General features: G+C 52.6%; 18 protein-coding genes and 1 pseudogene. 8 read left to right on the top strand and 11 right to left on the bottom strand.

Going from position 1 to position 15,837, the window contains the following annotated elements:
• Window positions 1-52: 52 nt before the first annotated feature.
• A complete protein-coding gene (locus GN112_RS14750) occupies window positions 53-919 on the bottom strand; it encodes a methylenetetrahydrofolate reductase (RefSeq protein WP_155310914.1) in 867 nt (288 codons plus the stop codon).
• Window positions 920-1,327: 408 nt separating this feature from the next.
• On the opposite strand from GN112_RS14750, the gene GN112_RS14755 reads away from it, so the two are divergent.
• A complete protein-coding gene (locus GN112_RS14755; RefSeq protein ID WP_155310915.1) occupies window positions 1,328-2,701 on the top strand; it encodes a sigma-54-dependent transcriptional regulator in 1,374 nt (457 codons plus the stop codon).
• A gap of 5 nt (window positions 2,702-2,706) precedes the next feature.
• On the opposite strand, the gene GN112_RS14760 is transcribed toward GN112_RS14755, so the two are convergent.
• Window positions 2,707-2,964, bottom strand: coding sequence for a hypothetical protein (locus GN112_RS14760; protein ID WP_155310916.1), 258 nt, complete (start codon window positions 2,962-2,964; stop codon window positions 2,707-2,709).
• Window positions 2,965-3,683: 719 nt separating this feature from the next.
• Between GN112_RS14760 and GN112_RS33800 the strand changes: the two genes are divergently transcribed.
• Together GN112_RS33800 and GN112_RS14765 are read left to right on the top strand one after the other, a co-directional pair.
• Window positions 3,684-3,851 carry a hypothetical protein gene (locus tag GN112_RS33800; protein WP_174247662.1) on the top strand — a complete coding sequence of 56 codons (168 nt, stop codon included), beginning with the start codon at window positions 3,684-3,686 and terminating at the stop codon, window positions 3,849-3,851.
• 50 nt (window positions 3,852-3,901) lie between these two features.
• Window positions 3,902-4,198: pseudogene (locus GN112_RS14765) on the top strand (restriction endonuclease); the annotation flags it as partial.
• A 263-nt stretch (window positions 4,199-4,461) separates the two neighbouring features.
• Here the strand turns inward: GN112_RS14765 and GN112_RS14770 are convergent.
• The 4 genes from GN112_RS14770 to GN112_RS14785 all read right to left on the bottom strand — a co-directional run bounded on the left by GN112_RS14770 (window position 4,462) and on the right by GN112_RS14785 (window position 7,325).
• Entirely contained in the window at window positions 4,462-4,938 is a 477-nt protein-coding gene (locus GN112_RS14770; RefSeq protein WP_155310918.1) for a DUF488 domain-containing protein, read from the bottom strand.
• Between the two features lie 77 nt (window positions 4,939-5,015).
• The gene (locus GN112_RS14775; RefSeq protein WP_155310919.1) at window positions 5,016-5,567 is read right to left on the bottom strand and encodes a hypothetical protein; all 552 of its coding nucleotides are present in this window, start codon (window positions 5,565-5,567) and stop codon (window positions 5,016-5,018) included.
• A complete protein-coding gene (locus tag GN112_RS14780; RefSeq protein WP_155310920.1) occupies window positions 5,567-6,898 on the bottom strand; it encodes an HD domain-containing protein in 1,332 nt (443 codons plus the stop codon). The genes GN112_RS14775 and GN112_RS14780 overlap by 1 nt, the downstream gene beginning before the upstream one ends.
• Before the next feature lie 10 nt (window positions 6,899-6,908).
• Window positions 6,909-7,325: a helix-turn-helix domain-containing protein gene (locus tag GN112_RS14785; protein WP_162458947.1), complete on the bottom strand. Its 417-nt coding sequence runs from the start codon at window positions 7,323-7,325 to the stop codon at window positions 6,909-6,911.
• A gap of 358 nt (window positions 7,326-7,683) precedes the next feature.
• Between GN112_RS14785 and GN112_RS14790 the strand changes: the two genes are divergently transcribed.
• A complete protein-coding gene (locus GN112_RS14790) occupies window positions 7,684-7,911 on the top strand; it encodes a hypothetical protein (protein ID WP_155310922.1) in 228 nt (75 codons plus the stop codon).
• 67 nt (window positions 7,912-7,978) lie between these two features.
• Window positions 7,979-8,866 carry an MBL fold metallo-hydrolase gene (locus GN112_RS14795; protein WP_162458948.1) on the top strand — a complete coding sequence of 296 codons (888 nt, stop codon included), beginning with the start codon at window positions 7,979-7,981 and terminating at the stop codon, window positions 8,864-8,866.
• A gap of 246 nt (window positions 8,867-9,112) precedes the next feature.
• Here GN112_RS14795 and GN112_RS14800 read toward each other — a convergent pair whose 3' ends face one another.
• Window positions 9,113-9,790: a ferredoxin-like domain-containing protein gene (locus GN112_RS14800; protein ID WP_155310924.1), complete on the bottom strand. Its 678-nt coding sequence runs from the start codon at window positions 9,788-9,790 to the stop codon at window positions 9,113-9,115.
• 74 nt (window positions 9,791-9,864) lie between these two features.
• Here GN112_RS14800 and GN112_RS14805 point away from each other — a divergent pair, with 74 nt between their 5' ends.
• The 3 genes from GN112_RS14805 (at window position 9,865) to GN112_RS14815 (ending at window position 10,915) form a co-directional block, all read left to right on the top strand.
• Window positions 9,865-10,083 carry a hypothetical protein gene (locus tag GN112_RS14805; protein ID WP_155310925.1) on the top strand — a complete coding sequence of 73 codons (219 nt, stop codon included), beginning with the start codon at window positions 9,865-9,867 and terminating at the stop codon, window positions 10,081-10,083.
• A gap of 11 nt (window positions 10,084-10,094) precedes the next feature.
• Complete coding sequence (locus GN112_RS35555) at window positions 10,095-10,529, top strand: YkvA family protein (protein WP_155314250.1); 435 nt, start codon at window positions 10,095-10,097, stop codon at window positions 10,527-10,529.
• Window positions 10,530-10,609: 80 nt separating this feature from the next.
• Window positions 10,610-10,915 (top strand): sll1863 family stress response protein, encoded by a 306-nt coding sequence (locus GN112_RS14815; protein WP_155310926.1) that lies wholly within the window; start codon window positions 10,610-10,612, stop codon window positions 10,913-10,915.
• A gap of 69 nt (window positions 10,916-10,984) precedes the next feature.
• Here the strand turns inward: GN112_RS14815 and GN112_RS14820 are convergent, their stop codons facing one another.
• The 4 genes from GN112_RS14820 to GN112_RS14835 form a co-directional block, all read right to left on the bottom strand.
• The gene (locus tag GN112_RS14820) at window positions 10,985-11,911 is read right to left on the bottom strand and encodes an ABC transporter permease (protein WP_155310927.1); all 927 of its coding nucleotides are present in this window, start codon (window positions 11,909-11,911) and stop codon (window positions 10,985-10,987) included.
• 3 nt (window positions 11,912-11,914) lie between these two features.
• Entirely contained in the window at window positions 11,915-13,000 is a 1,086-nt protein-coding gene (locus tag GN112_RS14825) for an ABC transporter permease (RefSeq protein ID WP_155310928.1), read from the bottom strand.
• A complete protein-coding gene (locus GN112_RS14830; RefSeq protein WP_155310929.1) occupies window positions 12,987-14,531 on the bottom strand; it encodes an ABC transporter ATP-binding protein in 1,545 nt (514 codons plus the stop codon). Before GN112_RS14830 ends, GN112_RS14825 begins: the two co-directional genes overlap by 14 nt.
• Before the next feature lie 92 nt (window positions 14,532-14,623).
• A complete protein-coding gene (locus GN112_RS14835; RefSeq protein ID WP_231717032.1) occupies window positions 14,624-15,721 on the bottom strand; it encodes a BMP family ABC transporter substrate-binding protein in 1,098 nt (365 codons plus the stop codon).
• Window positions 15,722-15,837 lie beyond the last annotated feature (116 nt).

The following is a 15,837-nucleotide window of genomic DNA, read 5'->3' on the forward strand; positions in this document are numbered from 1 at the left end:
GATCCTCGTTAACGGGTTAAGGGTTTTGGGTTCGCGTCAACCCGGCCATCCATCAGATCAGGTCCACCAGTTTTTCCAGTTTGTCTTCCCAACCCATGGCTGAGATCAACACCCCGGCAAAACCGGCCTCCTTGATGGCTTTGATGGTTTCGGCGGCGATGGCAAGGCTCTCGGTCGCTTTGTCCGGTGCATGCATCATTCGTTTGATCAAGTCCTGGGAAACCGTCACGTTGAGATGCCGGTCCAGGTAGCGCGCCATGCCCACGGACTTGAGCAGCATGACGGTGGGAATAATTCGGGTGGTTTTGAGATCGACCTTTTCCATGAACGCCGCGAATGCCCCGACGTCATATACTGGCGGAGCAATGAAAAAATTAACGCCGGCATCGATCTTTTCGTTCAGACGGGCCAGCACATTCTCCAGTTCGTCTCCGGCGGCACGGGCATTGACACTTCCCCCCACGAAAAAATCCGGCGCCCCGGACAGTTCGTTGCCGGCCAGGTCCTTGCCGGTCTGCAGCACGGCAATGGCCCTGTAAAGGGTCATCAGATCGATGTCGTGGACCGCCTTGGTCTGGTGGTGATCGCCCAGGCTGGGATCCTCTCCGGCCACCCCCATCACGTTGATGATGCCACAGCCATAGGCCGCCAGCAGGTCCGCCTGGAGGGCGATGCGGTTGCGGTCCCGGCAGTTTGCCTGCATGATGGTTTCCATGCCCCTGCTCTGCAGAATCATAGCCCCTCCCAGCGCACTCATCCGCATCACGGCATTGCCCATCTCCGACACCAGAAAGGCATCCACCGCTTTTCGAACTCGGGTGGCGCTGTTGACCATCGTGGACACATTCACCCCTTTCGGCGGCTGCATCTCGGCAAGAATGGCGAATTTGCCAACATCAAATTTGTTTTTTAAGTGCATAAGCCAATCCCCTCATGGTGGTTGCGAAAAACGAGCGATAACGGTTAATAAAAAAGGTGAGAAAAAACTGACGCTGGATCGGGAAGGCCATCACCGCCTTCCAAAATCAACAGGCCATTTTGTAAAGATTGGCCATTTTGTCGTAATTTTCTGCCATTATGGAACAGCAAGGCCTGTGCCAGTGATCTGAAAACCGATCATGGATATATCAACTTATTGTTTTATCTATATAATTTTAATATTCGCACCCTTTGTGACCTCGTTAATCAGCGTTTGAAAATAGCTGGACAACCATGCCAAAATGGACTACCTTATCAACTAAGCCTTGAAAATTTAGCGGCTTATCAGAACAACGCCAAGCTGGCACAGTCCATTTTGGCATACCTTCCAACAAAAGGCGGGTGAGCGATGAACAGTTCGGTGGTGGTCATCGATGATGACCGGGACTATCTGGAGATTCTGGGGAGAAAACTGGCCGAAATCGGCTTGAAGCGCGTGCGTCTGGAGGAAAGTTCTCTGCGCATGGCGGATGAGGTAAAAAAAGGGGCGGCATTCGACCTGGCCCTGATCGACATGACTATGCCGGAAATGGACGGCATGCAGTTGCTGGAGACCATCAAGGCGAACTCTCCGTCCACCGAATGCATCATGGTCACCGCCATCAACGAAGCCCGCATTGCCGTCGAATGCCTGAACAAGGGCGCCTATGACTATCTGGTCAAGCCCGTGGCCACCGAGGACCTTTCCCTGGCCATCAAACGCACCCTGGAGCGCAAACGCCTGCTCGACCTGCTGGACCTGGAAAAGCGCGATGACCTGCCGACTCTCGAGAACGAGGCGCCCTTCAAGCCGATCATCACCCAGTCCAAAAAGATGATGCGGATTTTAAAGGAGGCGGAACTGCATGCCGCCAGCCTGGTCCCGGTGTTGATCACCGGCGAGAGCGGAACCGGCAAGGAACTGCTGGCGCGCGCCATTCACGGAGCCAGCCCGCGTGCCCAGCAGCCCTTTACGCCGATCAACATGTCATCGCTAACCAGCTCGCTATTCGAGGCGGAGTTTTTCGGGCACACCAAGGGGGCCTTTACCGGTGCCGAAAACGGACGGGTCGGCTACCTGGAATACACCAACAAGGGAACCCTGTTTCTCGATGAGATCGGAGACCTCCCCCTACCCCTGCAGGGAAAACTGCTGCGCGTCCTTCAGGATGGCGAATTTACCCGGCTCGGATCGAGCAACCGGCAGAAAGTCGACCTGCGGTTCATTGCCGCCACCAACGAGAACCTGGAGCAGATGATCGTTCAGAAGCGTTTCCGCAAGGACCTTTACTACCGCATCCGTGGCGGCTGGCTGCATCTTCCGCCTCTGCGCGAGCGGCGCGAGGATATCTTTCCTTTGGTGCGCAAATTTCTTGAGAAGTACTACGATGTCAACCATTCCGGATTTATCGAAAAAGAGGCCCTGGAAAGATTAATGCAGTATCCCTACCCCGGCAACATTCGCGAACTGAAATCGATCCTCCAGTCGGCCACCAACCTGGCCCGCGGCGCACCGATTAACGAGACCCACCTGCCCTCCCATATCATGGCCGCCCACAAAGAGTGTGTCGAGGAGGGGCCGGCATCGGGCAGCATCCCCATCCGCCCCCTGGCGGAAGTGGAGAAGGAATACATTCTCAAGGCCTATGAGCAGACCGGCGAGAACAAATCCAAAAGCGCCCGCCTGCTGGGCATCGGCCTGAACACCCTGCGGCGCAAGCTGGCCAGTTACGGAACCCAATAAGCGTCTTAACGCGTGTTGAAATCATCGGGAAGGGAATCGCGCGATCTCAACGCCTCGGGATATTCCAGAGTCCGGATGTCGATGGTCTGATTGGCGGCCGCCTCATCAGACGCCTTGATCAACGCGTCAAGATCGAGCCCATCAGTAGTCGGCAACCGCTCGGCTGCCCAGTGACGCTCGGTCATCACACCCAGAAAAAACATGAACCCGGCCCCCACCAGGCACGCACCCACCATAAAAACAATCCTGCGATTGAGACGCATGCGCCCCCCTTCCGTCTTCGGCTTAATCGAAGGTCTGAGTGATCCATATCCCCGCTCCAGCCTGTGTAGTGCACGGTGTGCAGTACCTTGTAGGCAAAATCGTTCTGGAACGGATGGTACGCGTTTGATGCCCTGACGCATTCGGATGTGAGGCGACGCAGATCAACATCGGACCTGGCCGCCAACGTGTACGGCAGCAGGCAACCCACCATCAGGATGAAAAGAACGCTTCTCCACATGGTGTATCTCCCGAAAAATGGTCGGCGCTCGAAAATTAGCATTCTGCCATGGATTCCCGCTTTCGTAAATAAACGAATCCGGGCGATTGTCACTGCCCCGGAAACCGAATGTTTTTTCCCTCTCCATTCGCCACTTGGCATGCGGGCATACGGGATGTGCAGGTCCATCGTCCGCCTTGACCGTAGACCTTTTTAAGGATTATACCTTTGGTCAATCCTTCAAACGTCGTTTGTTGCAGGCATAAGGTGATTTGCCAAAATATTGTCTGGTTCTTACGCTCTGCGTGGGAACCTCGTCCGGTCAAATAATGGTCAATGGGTGCTCCCACAAGAGCGAGGGAAGAGAACGGATCGCGTAAACGAGATCCCCCCTCGTTCCCAGGCTCCCGCCTGGGAACGGTCAAGAACTGGATATGGTGCCAGGGCGTTCCCACGCAGAGCGTGGGAACGAGGAGAAATGATATCGCAGGAGGCCAAAATATGACATCCACCGAACCAACCGAAAACGCGAAAAAATGTCTGAAATCATTGAAAAAAGCCGTGTCCGAGACCCTGGACAAAAAACGCAGGTTCGGTCACTATGCCGTGATCTGGGATGGGAAGAAACCGGTTCTACGCGGTGATGACGCGCCTGTAGCCAATGATTGACATGCATGTCGAGTGGCTGAAAATCAGGGAATTACGTATCAGGGGAGGACAAACTCGGTCTCGGTATTATCTACATCCAGGCCAAACGCTGGGATAAAACCACCGTCGGACGTCCGGAGATACAGCGATTTGCCGGTGCGCTCTTGGGAAAAGCAGCCAAAAAAGGCATTTTCTTAACCACATCCAGATTCTCACATGAAGCCGAAGATTACGTCAAAGGCCTAGATGCCAAAATCATCCTGATCGACGGTGAACGTCTGGCCGAGTTGATGGTTGAATACAATGTCGGGGTCGATCCTGTGGCGACATACGAAATCAAAAAAATCGATTCTGACTATTTTTTGTAATAGTGAAATGGCGATCATCGAAGCGGTTTGTGTGAATTACCTTTTCTCTCGTTCCCAAGCTGGAGCGTGGGAACGAGAGAAAACGAACCAACATCCACTTTTGGTATGCCACGAAGGCGCATTGCCATTAAAATCCATTAGCCATACTGGGCCATTATTTTTTTCCCGGGAGTCGTCCATGAAGAAAAGTGACATTCTGATTGTGGTCAAGACATATCCGGAAATCAGCAACAAATATACAGAAACGGTTTGCACAGCCGGCGTCATTGCCGACACGAAACGGCTGGTTCGGTTTTACCCGATCTGATATGTTTGATCTCCAAACCATTGCCATCAAGTTTCTTTATCTGTTCCGCCACCACTTTACGGTGGCATTGTTCCGGGTTACGCTCATAACATAGCAGTGAAATTTTTTTACCTGAATTGATCAGCCCATGAATGGCTTCCAGAATGTCCTGTTTGTCCTCGATGCATTTCAAATATTTTTCAAAAAAGCGGTCGTAGTTCCAGGTTTGGTAAAGTTCGTCGCGCAGTTTTTTGGGGGCGCCCAAGTCCCGAAAATTCAGGTATTCGATGTTGTCCTGTTTCAGCATTTCTTTCAAAGCGGTTTTTGAAAAACCTTTTTTACGGCTGAGTGGTAATTTGCGAACATCTGCGACCACATTGACACCATGCCTGGTGAGATGTGCGATGAACTGCCTTTCATCGAGCCCTTCGTAACCTATTGTATATAAAGTCATTTCTGTCTCGAATGGTACATTAATAAAGCACTTCCAATTTCCTGGGATGGTGGAGCCGCAAAAACTGGATTCATATTTTACGCTGCAGCCAGTTGCTTCTCATTCACCTCCGCAATAAACCCATCAACTTCAAGAACAGCCTGTTTGGCTGAGTCCAAGGAAATGTGCGGCTTGAGTTTAACAATTGCCTTTGCGCGTTCTTCCGGACCGTCGTCAGGAGTTTTCAGGGTCACATAATAAGCCGTAGCCAAACGTTCTAAATCAACGACACCTTTACCACCCAACTTATCCGAAAGAAAACCAATCTGTTTCCCGTACCGAGCAATCGTCTTGGTGGACCGATTGCAAAGTGCTTCGCCATTGCCAGTTCTTACGAGTTTAGGCCCATAAGGGTATTTCGACACGAGTTCCAACAATCCATATGTTTTCATGACACTCAACTCATCGCTTAGATCAAAAGAGAAGGGGCCATGTTTATAAAGGATAAAATCAAAATCGATGGGAACTTTTGTCAATTTCTTCAAGAAAAATGCTGCCTTTTGGATATGGGTCTCTCCACACCAGCTGCCTTCTTCACGGAGCGAGTCGATTAGTGCCAGCAGTACGGCTCTATTTTGTTCTTCTTTCATCACTCCTCCTTTCCACTAACGGCCGCCAATTCATCTTTATTGCTTTGGTACCAGTCGGCAGCTTCGGACAAGATAGCCTTCTCTACAAAGATGTAGTCAAACGCCGCATCAGGAATCTTTGACAATGCTTGTGATTTGGCAAGCGAGGAAACCACAGAGCCGTCACGCTCGCGCACCGGGAATTCGATTCTGCTATGCTTTGGCGTATAGGCATCATACCTGACATTCTCAGAGCCAAATTTATCCGCTGCGGCTTCTGCAATTTGTTTTCCCCTCATTATTCCGCCTGAAGCGATGATATCATTCAATAGCCCTTCATAAAGGACATGAAAGTGGCCGCGGTTGATTATTCGTTTAGCATGGTCATGTCCGGGGTGCCCTGGTTCACTGGCGGCCTTTCGCATGGCGCTGGTTATTTCTGCATCCGTGAATTTAGAAAAAAGGTCTGTATCTGTTGGATAGCATCCACCTTCAAGCCACTCCACAAGAAAGTCCCTCAGATGAATATCGTATATCCGCCGGATTGGGTGAAAATAAACTTGACTGAACATGAAGTAGCGAGCCAGCAACAACGCTTCCGCCGATTGCAATCCGCCAGCTTCAACGCCAATATACGGTTCGGATGACCTTTCCCCCTCGTCGCCATGAGCAGGTGGCGGTAAAATTCTTAGGGTGTCAATCAAGCGAAAATGATCGAACCTGCCATAAGCTACGCCAGTATGCAAGGAGTCTCTCAATAAATAATCCATGCGATCTACCCCAAAAGCATTGCCAACAATGATTTCCGCCAGCAGGGACTCCCAATCGCTGAACTCCAAGTCCGGTGATTTTTTTGCTCCGAGTGCCAGTTTGACGATGTCTTCGGGCTCTGGTTTCGGGCGCATACCGGACCAGATTGCGTTCATTTCCGGGCTAAGGATGATGTTGCGCGTCATTTGCTCATGATCCATCCCGCCCGGCAATAAATCCTCTGCTGCGTGGGAAAAGGGAAGGTGACCAATATCATGACATAAAGCGGCTAATCGAAGTACCCGACGCCAATAGCGCTGTGCATCCTTATCTTGAACTTGGGAAAAAAGATTTCGGATTTCATCGGTTAAATTTTCGGGATCGGTGATGATGTCATATACGCGCCCCGCCAATTCCATAACCCCCAGCGAATGTTCAAACCGTCGATGGGTGGCTCCGGGATAAACCAGGTAGGTCATTGCCAACTGGTGGATACACCTCAACCGCTGAAACGGTGGTGAATCAAGAACGTTGCGCTCCTGCGAATCGAGTTTGATAAAGACATGAACAGGGTCACGTATTTCATGTGTATTCTTCACCACGATGCCTGCCCTATGTGCCCACCGAGCTTATCTTTATTAGCGATTCGTCGTCCATATCAGCTGCCTCTGATTGGATTTCAAGAATGCTGGCTTGTAGATGCTCAAGATCAAAACGAAAATATCGTTGCATGGATGTGGCGCTGAAATACATGCCTTTTTCCATGGCGATCATATCCTGGCCATCAGTAAAAATCACCAACCGAGCAAGCGGATCATCTTCAACGGGCAACACTTTCGCCAAGTTATCAATACCTTTTCGAATCTTTTGAAGGCTTAGCCCGTTATTCTTTAGGTTAGTGACGACCCTGAGCTTGATAATGTCCCGAAATGAGTAAAGATACCGTTTCCCTTCCTTGAGCGGCTTGATCAAGCCGATCTTGACCCAATATTTTAGCTGGTTTGCACTGGCACCGGTGACGCGCAGCACGATATCCGTTGGAAAGAAGGTATTCAATGTCATTTTAGATGAAAAAAATAGGATTTTTTATCTTTTTTCAACCAATAAGTCGGATTGATAGGTTTCGTCAAGGAAAAATCACTATAGCAACATAGTGAGTTGGGTGGAGGTACGAAACCCAACAGATTTTAATGGAAGCTGAATTCTTGAGCGTGGAAACATTATGAGCTATGAGACTCCAGTTGCCAGATTCCCACGCCCCTGCGTGGAAAACCAGACTGATAAGATGGCACATATTAGCGCTCCCACGCGGAGCATGGGAGCGAGGCAAAGCCGACGGTTTCCGTCTGCGTTGCAAATGATAAATGCCCAATGGAGAGTGGTCGGTATGACAACAAACAAAATGGCGTTAAAACCCTATCTGGAAGCGATCGAAAAACACTGCGAGCCATTTTCCAAAGCGGAACTCGTATCGATTTTAATCCATCTGGCCAAAGAGATGCCGGTGGGTGAGCGGACGACCTTTTTGGATAAACTCATCGCCTGTTCGCCGGCTAACGATTCCATCGGCGTATTTCAAACGTCCAATGTTGTTCGTTCGGAAATCGTACTGTGAGGCATCCAAACCCCAATATTGCAATATTGGGGCAAAGATATCTCCTGCGGGAAAATCGTATAAAGAGATGACAGCTGACCGGAAAATTGAAATCATTGGTGCGGAATCCCTGGGGGTGCGAAGCCTCTGCTGCCGGGTGACCCTGCCGCATCGGCGCATTATCATCGATCCGGGCGTGGCATTGGGTTATATGCGCAACGGCCTAAAGCCCCACCCGTACCAAATCGCGATCGGGCGCAGTATCCGGGAGAAAATTCTGCGGGCGCTGAACAGCGCCACCGATGTGGTCTTCAGCCATTTCCACGGCGATCATGTGCCGCTGGTGAAGGCGAATCCTTACCAGCTGGCGATGGGAGAACTGCCAGAGGCTTTCGGGCAATTGCGCTGCTGGAGCAAATCCGGTGACGGCCTGTCAGCCGGTATGCGAAAACGATTTGATGACCTGGCGGATCGGCTGGGGCCCCGGATGCGGGTTGCCGAAGGAATTTCGGCGGGGGAATTGACGTTTTCCCGATCCGTTCCCCATGGTGCTGCCGGCGGCAACATGGGCTCCGTAATGATGACCCGCGTCACCATGGGGCGCCGTGTATTCGTGCATGCATCCGACATTCAATTGCTGGACGGTCCGACGGTAGATCGGGTGATCGACTGGCACCCGGACATTCTTTTGGCTTCCGGGCCGCCTCTGTATCTCGATCGCTTAAGCGACACCGCACGCGACTCCGCTTGGGAAAACGCGCGTCGTCTGGTGCGGCACATTGAGGTGGTGATCCTCGACCACCACTTGATGCGCAGCGAGGAAGGCACCGTTTGGCTGAATGCGCTTTCCGCAAGCGCCGGTCGAAAGGTCTATTGCGCTGCAGATTACATGGGGCTTCCAAGACAACTGCTGGAGGCAAAGCGGGCTGAATTGTATGACCAGATGCCGGTTTCAATGGGGTGGCACGATGCTTAGGCGATTTCTGTCAAAGAATATACCCGCTTGCTTGTCTTTTCATCCGTCTTCTGCGTTGGGCTTTTCCACACATAGCCCCACTATGCGTAAAAAAGCCCGCCTTGAATACGAATGAAAATCCTGCGCATCCTGGTATATTCTTATCCGCCAATCGCCTTATGCCCGTAAGCGATCCCGCTGAACCACCCGAAACAAGAAACAAAACGGGCAACGGTCACCCCTTCATGCTGTCATGCTCCCATGATTCTATTCTATAGGATTTAACGAAGCGGACAGGACACCTTTCCTGAACGCCTCGATCCCCATATCATCGATCATGAACCCCAGTCGATAGCGGCGTGAGTTCGTTTTGTAATAGGCGACGGTCCTGGCCACCCTATCGAGGGCATCTTCCCAGCTGAGATCCTCGAACAGAACCTCGGCCAATCGCGGTTTGAGCCCGCCCATTCCCCCCACCAACAGGTTCCAGCCGTTCTTGGTTCCGTAGAGGGATAGATCTTTGATGCAGTTTTCACCGCATTGGATCTTGCAGCCGCTCACCGCCATCTTCATCTTGCTGGGCAGTGTCATCCCATGGTAGAGTTCGTCAATTTTTTTACCCATTTTGATGCTGTCCTGTTTGGCCAGCCGGCAATGCTCGATGCCCGGACAGACCTTGACACTGCGAACGCAAAGACCGACGGCATAGCCTTTGTCGAATTCCAGTTCGTCCCAGATGGCATCGACGTTTTCTTCCTCGATACCAAGCAGCGCAATGCGGGCGGCACTGGTGATCTTCAATATCGGGATATTGTATTTGCGGGCGACGTTGGCTATTTTTTCCAATATCTCAGGGGTGACAAGACCGCATGGCAGGTGCGGGGCAATACCGTAAGTCTTTTTATCTCGCTGTAATATGACGCCTTTTTGGCCATCCTTCAGCATGGAGGTTTCCTTTCCTAGTGAAGCTTGCAAAATGGTGTGGCATACTATTTTATTCAACCCAGACAGGTCAACCCATGAATGATCATACAATAAAAACGTGCCCAAAATGCGGTCAACAGTTACGGATTCCGGAAAAAATCGGTGGGATGCTGATGGCCTGCCCCTCGTGCGGAAAAAAGCTGTATACCGAGTTTAAACTGGATCATGCCGGTGGCGGTGGCCGCCGGAATGTGTTCGTCACACTTTTCGAAATGCCGGATACGATTTTAAGCCGCATCCGACGTTTTTTTTGACATAGTGCCCAATGAATGACCTCAAAAGCCGTTTGCTCCTGATCGGAGTCCTGCTTTATGTTTTTTTCCCAAGCGATCTGGTCCCTGATTTTCTGATTGGCTGGGGCTGGCTTGACGACCTGATCGTGCTGTATCTGCTCTGGCGCTATTATCGGCGCCAGCCGCAACCGAAACGCACTGAAAAGGGCACCGAACAAGCCCGGGACAAGGTTGACGAGCGGCAATACCGCACCACCGAAACAGACGGCCCGGACCGCCAAAGTCCCTACACGGTCTTGGGGATTCCTCCAGGCGCGTCCAGGGAAGAGATCAAAACCGCCTACCGCCGCCTTGCCGGCAAGTATCATCCGGACAAGGTAGAGCATCTGGGCAATGAATTCAAAGCGTTGGCCGAAGCGCGCTTCAAAGAGATTCAACAGGCGTATGAGGAACTCATCTCCCGGTGAGACACTCTTCATGGGCAATCGTCCCGGAATGTCCTTCCGGGCCATCATAAAAGAACACCATCAACAGAAGGGGGTGGCAGATGATCGACAAAGATGAGTTGTTGAAACAGATGAAAAAAAAGTTCGACGATTTGAACTACCGGTGGAATATCGAACGCAACAAACTGGAGGCCAAAGCCCAGCACGAGAGCGCCGATGTCATTAAAAAATTCGAAGAAAAACGTGAGGTTCTGCGCCAATACCAGACACAGATGAAGGACAGGCTCAAAGAGCTGGACGCTGCCGGGGAAAATGCCTGGGGCGATCTGAAAGACGGGGTCGAAGACGCCTGGAAATCACTGGCCGGCGCCTTTGACAAAGCGACGTCACACTTCAAGAAAAAGTGAGCAAACGGCTGACCGTCAGCCTGAGATTGTCCGGAAAAGCCCCTGCCGGAACGCCGCGGGAAATGGGCGCTACCGTTCGCCCCGCCGGTACGGCTCCCCCAGCATGGCCGGGGCATTCAAGCGGCGGCTGTCCCTGATCCCGCCCACCAGCAGCACCAGAAGGGTGGCCAGGTAGGGCAGCATGGCCAGAAAGTTCGGCGATATGCCCAGCGGCTGCAGCAGATACTGCAGCACGAAAATACCGCCGAAAAGAAACGCCCCCAGGATGGCGCGGGTGGGATTCCACAGGGCAAAGATGGTCAGGGCAATCACGATCCAGCCCCGGCCGGCGGTCATGCCTTCGATCCAGGATTTGCTGTAGGAAATAGAGAGATGCGCACCGGCCAGTCCTGAAAACGCCCCCCCGGCAATCACACAGAGATAACGCACCCGAGAGACGTTGACGCCCTGGGTTTCCGTGGCTTTGGGATTCTCACCGGCGGAACGGATGCGAATGCCCAAAAGGGTGTGTTCGAGCAGAAACCAGGCGCCGATGGCCAGCACGATGGCCAGATAGAAAAAGGGGCTCTGGTTGAAGAAAACCGGTCCCACCAGCGGAATGTCGCACAGGCCCGGAATCGCCAGATTGTTGATTTTAATGGCCAGGGGCTTACCCACATAGGGTTTGCCCAAAAGGCCGGCGATTCCCAGCCCGAGCATGGTCAGCGCCAGGCCGGAGACCACCTGGTTGGATTGAAGGCTGACCGACGCGAAGGCATGGATGATCGACACCAGCATTCCCGCGGCCATGGCCACGCACAGTCCCAGCCACGGGTTGCCCGTGTGGTGGGTGACGATAAATGCGCTGACCGCACCGACCGCCATCACCCCCTCCACACCCAGGTTGAGAATGCCTGATCGCTCACAAAGAATCTCACCGGTCGTACCGAGCAACAGGGGCGTTCCGGCAACCAGCGTCCGCTGAGCCACGGAAATGAGAATGTTCATATCTTCCATGGACTAGGCCCTTTCCTTGTCCGATGCCAGACGAACCTTGTTCTTGGTGAAAAAATCGCCCATGATCAAAAAAAACAGCATGGTTCCATTGAAAACATCCACGGTCGCCGCCGGAAGTCCCAGGGAAATCTGAATGGCATCCCCACCCACGAGAATCGCCGCAAAAAAGAACCCCGAAAAGATAACCAAAACCGGATTCAGTTTGGCCAGCCAAGCCACAATGATGGCCGTAAACCCGTAGCCCGAGGAGATGGAGTCTGGATAACTCAGATAGTGATGGATACCGGCCACCTCGCCCACTCCGGCCAGGCCGGCCATGCCCCCGCTGATGGCCATGATCAGCAGCGTGGTCCGCCCGAAATCGATCCCCGCGTATTTGGCTGCATCGGGATTTTCGCCGATGACCCGGACTTCGTAGCCGAACCGGGTTTTGTAGATCACGACGGTCAGCACGACGACGGCGATCACCGCCAGGACCAGGGTCACCGTGTGAATCCTGGACCCCGGCAGCAGGGTCAGGATCGCCGATTCCGGCAGATCGTCGGTGTAGGGGAATCCGAATTTTTTGCTGCTCTTCCAGGGCCCGACAATCAGAAGAGTAAGAAATTCAGCGCAGATGTAATTGAGCATCAGCGTGGAGATGACCTCGTTGATGGCAAAGCGGAGTTTGAGAACCGCCGGAATCAGCCCCCAAAGCGCGCCCCCGGCAAACCCGGCAATGAACATCAATGGCACCAGAATCATCGAGGGCAGCGTCGGATCCACGTTGAGCCCGACCCAGGTACCGAAAATGGCTCCCATCAGCAGTTGGCTCTCCGCACCGATGTTCCAGAACTTGGCCTTGAACGCCAGCGCCAGACCGCCGCCGATGAGAATCAGCGGGATGGCCTTGGTGATCGACTCCTTGATCCCGTACCAACTGCCGAAGGACCCGAGGAAAATTTTCTTGAAGGCGAAAAGCGGGTTGACGCCACACAGCAAAAAAATGAGCCCGATCACCAACAGGCCGGCAATCAGCGACAAAAGCAGCGTGACAAACGAACCGGCGGCGGAGACGTCTTCCCGGTCGGTGACTTTAAAATGAACCATCCGCGCCCTCTCCTGTCGTCAAATGGGTTGTTCCGGCCATCATCAATCCGATATCGGAAAGCCGGGGATCGTCGGATTCGAGAACCCCCATGAAGCGCCCCTGAAAAATGACCGCGATCCGATCGCACAGCTCGAAGATCTCATCCAGGTCTTCGGACACGAGCAGGATGGCGCCCCCTTCCGCCCTGCGCTTGAGCAACTGGTTGCGCAAATACTCCGTGGCGCCGACATCCAATCCGTAGGTGGGGTGCGAGGCCACCAGAAGATCCGGGTTGCCGGCAATTTCACGGCCGAGAATCAATTTCTGGATGTTGCCGCCGGAGAGGTTTTTGGTCTGGATGTTGATCGACGGCGTGGCCACCTGAAATTCCTCGATCAGTTTCCGGGTGTGCGCCTTTATTCGACCATAGGCAAGAAAGAGGCGGCTGGAAAATTTCTTCTGATGATGCTGTTTGAGAATCGCATTCTCATACAGAAACAGATTGGGCGCAATCCCGAACCGGATCCGCTCCTCCGGCACGTGCGACACTCCGGTATTATGGATCTTGCGGGGGGACCGGTTGGTGATATCCACACCGTTGATGCGGATCCTTCCCCGGGAAACGGTTCTCAACCCGGTGATCGCCTCGACCAGTTCTCTTTGTCCATTACCGGAAACACCGGCGATCCCAAAAATTTCATTTCGGTAAACATCAAAGGAGATGCCATTCACCACCGGGAAGCCCTTGTCGCCATCGATGGTGACATCGGAAACGTCAAGGACCTTATCTTTCCTTGGAAGCGCCTCGCGGCTGAAGGAGAAGATGACATCGCGGCCGATCATCATTTTTGCCATGGATCGCTTGTCCAGGTCCTTGGTATCCGCATGCCCCACGATGCGGCCCTTGCGCAGAACAGTCACCCGGTCACAGAGTTTTTTGATCTCATCCAGTTTGTGGCTGATGAGAATGATCATCTGTCCGTCACGGCGCATTTTTTCCAGTATCTGAAAAAAATCGCGGGTTTCCTGGGGCGTGAGAACAGAGGTGGGTTCATCCAGAATCAGAAGCCCGGCGCCATTGACCAGCGCTTTTACAATTTCAACGCGTTGCTGTTCGCCGGCAGACAGCTGCCACACTTTTTTATCCGGGTCGACATCGAAATTGAATTTATTCGAAAACGTGGCGATCCGCTGGCGCAGCTTTTTCTGGGGAAACAACATCGGTGACCGGATATACCCCAGGGCAAGGTTTTCAATCACCGTATGGTTCTGAACCAACATAAAATGCTGGTGAACCATCCCGATGCCCTGTTCAATAGAATCCCGGGGCGAGTCAATGGATACCCGGCAGCCGTTGATTCTTATCTCGCCGCCGTCGGGCTGATAAATCCCATACAGGATATTCATCAGCGTCGTCTTGCCGGCACCATTTTCGCCCAACAGCCCCAGGATTTCGCCTGACCTGATTTTTAAAGAGATCCCGTCATTTGCACGCACACCTTGAAACGATTTTGAAATCTCCTTCATCTCAAGCGTTTCGATTTTATTCATCGTCACCGCAACCCGTTAGGCGATTGGCGGAAAAGAAAGAGGGAGTCGGAACCATGCTGCCCGCCCCCCTCTTGATATTGGAGCCTGTATTGTTATTTTGGAATACTGCCCGCCACATTGTCGACATAATACATGATGCTCAGCAGATCGCCTTTGGACGCTCGCTCACCGGCCTTGATCCGGATCTTGCCGGTATTGTCGGCAATGGGGCCGGTGTAGGGGTCAAACAGATCGGTCCCTTTTTTCATCTGATCGTAGCGTTTCATCACCAAGTCGTACACGGAAACCGAACCAAAATCGTTGGTATCGACCTGAACGGCCTTCAATGCATCGATAAATTTGGGATTGATCGGCGCGTCAAACGATCCTCCCAGAATCACCGCCTTTTCAGCAACCAACCACCAGAGATCGTCGCTCTTCCAGGTGCCGTCATGCAGGTCTTTTAATATTTTTTCGTACATCACGCCCCAGTCGACCAACTGCCCGGAGACGACGGAGTCCTTTCCATAGGCCTGCATCGGACTGTAATGACTGAAGGTGTAAATTTGTTTTCCTTTTTCGGTGTGTTCCTGCCCGACCTCGATGACGGCCGGTGTGTCCTCGGTAAAGGCCAGCGCATCGCACCCCTCGGCAATCAACGATTCGGCGGCTTCCCTGGCCTTGTCCGGTCCGTACCAGGCGTAGGTCCAGCGGACATGGATCTCCGCGTTAGGATTCACCGCCTTGATACCCAGCGCCAGGGCATTGATGTGCCGGACCAGTTCCGGGATGGGAAATGCCGCCACATAACCGATCTTGTTGCTTTGGGTGAGGGCGCCGGCCATCAGTCCGTTTAGATAATAGGCCTGGTAAAGATCGGCAAAATAGGTGCCCACGTTTTTGGTTTGCTTGAAACCGGAGCAGTGCATGAACTTTTTATCCGGATATTTCATGCCGGCTTTGAGCGTATCATCCATGTAGCCGAAACTGGTCGTGAAAACGACATCGCATTTCTCTTCCTGGATGAATCGGTCGATGATGCGCGCGGAATCCGCCTCCGCCACCGATTCGATATAAACGCTCTCCAGCCAGGGGAGCTTCTGTTCGGCAAATTTTCTGCCGATATCGTGGGCATGCGACCAACCGTAGTCTCCCACCGGACCGACATAGACGAAACCGGCTTTCAACGGTTTTTCTGAAACCTCTGGCACTGGTTTCTCAACAATAGCTTTGATTTGTTCTGACAAAGTTTCAACTTGTTTTGCCAACTCATCAACACGATCCGAAAGTTTTTGAACTTTTTCTTCAAGGTCTTTACCGGGGCCTT

The sequence above is a fragment of the Desulfosarcina ovata subsp. ovata genome, from assembly GCF_009689005.1.
Classification (GTDB): domain Bacteria; phylum Desulfobacterota; class Desulfobacteria; order Desulfobacterales; family Desulfosarcinaceae; genus Desulfosarcina; species Desulfosarcina ovata.

Coding starts and splice junctions, on each gene's coding strand:
- GN112_RS14750 (WP_155310914.1), bottom strand. CDS start 919: ATGCACTTAAAAAACAAATTTGATGTTGGCAAATTCGCCATTCTTGCC.
- GN112_RS14755 (WP_155310915.1), top strand. CDS start 1,328: ATGAACAGTTCGGTGGTGGTCATCGATGATGACCGGGACTATCTGGAG.
- GN112_RS14760 (WP_155310916.1), bottom strand. CDS start 2,964: ATGCGTCTCAATCGCAGGATTGTTTTTATGGTGGGTGCGTGCCTGGTG.
- GN112_RS33800 (WP_174247662.1), top strand. CDS start 3,684: ATGACATCCACCGAACCAACCGAAAACGCGAAAAAATGTCTGAAATCA.
- GN112_RS14770 (WP_155310918.1), bottom strand. CDS start 4,938: ATGACTTTATATACAATAGGTTACGAAGGGCTCGATGAAAGGCAGTTC.
- GN112_RS14775 (WP_155310919.1), bottom strand. CDS start 5,567: ATGAAAGAAGAACAAAATAGAGCCGTACTGCTGGCACTAATCGACTCG.
- GN112_RS14790 (WP_155310922.1), top strand. CDS start 7,684: ATGACAACAAACAAAATGGCGTTAAAACCCTATCTGGAAGCGATCGAA.
- GN112_RS14795 (WP_162458948.1), top strand. CDS start 7,979: ATGACAGCTGACCGGAAAATTGAAATCATTGGTGCGGAATCCCTGGGG.
- GN112_RS14800 (WP_155310924.1), bottom strand. CDS start 9,790: ATGCTGAAGGATGGCCAAAAAGGCGTCATATTACAGCGAGATAAAAAG.
- GN112_RS14805 (WP_155310925.1), top strand. CDS start 9,865: ATGAATGATCATACAATAAAAACGTGCCCAAAATGCGGTCAACAGTTA.
- GN112_RS35555 (WP_155314250.1), top strand. CDS start 10,095: ATGAATGACCTCAAAAGCCGTTTGCTCCTGATCGGAGTCCTGCTTTAT.
- GN112_RS14815 (WP_155310926.1), top strand. CDS start 10,610: ATGATCGACAAAGATGAGTTGTTGAAACAGATGAAAAAAAAGTTCGAC.
- GN112_RS14820 (WP_155310927.1), bottom strand. CDS start 11,911: ATGGAAGATATGAACATTCTCATTTCCGTGGCTCAGCGGACGCTGGTT.
- GN112_RS14825 (WP_155310928.1), bottom strand. CDS start 13,000: ATGGTTCATTTTAAAGTCACCGACCGGGAAGACGTCTCCGCCGCCGGT.
- GN112_RS14830 (WP_155310929.1), bottom strand. CDS start 14,531: ATGAATAAAATCGAAACGCTTGAGATGAAGGAGATTTCAAAATCGTTT.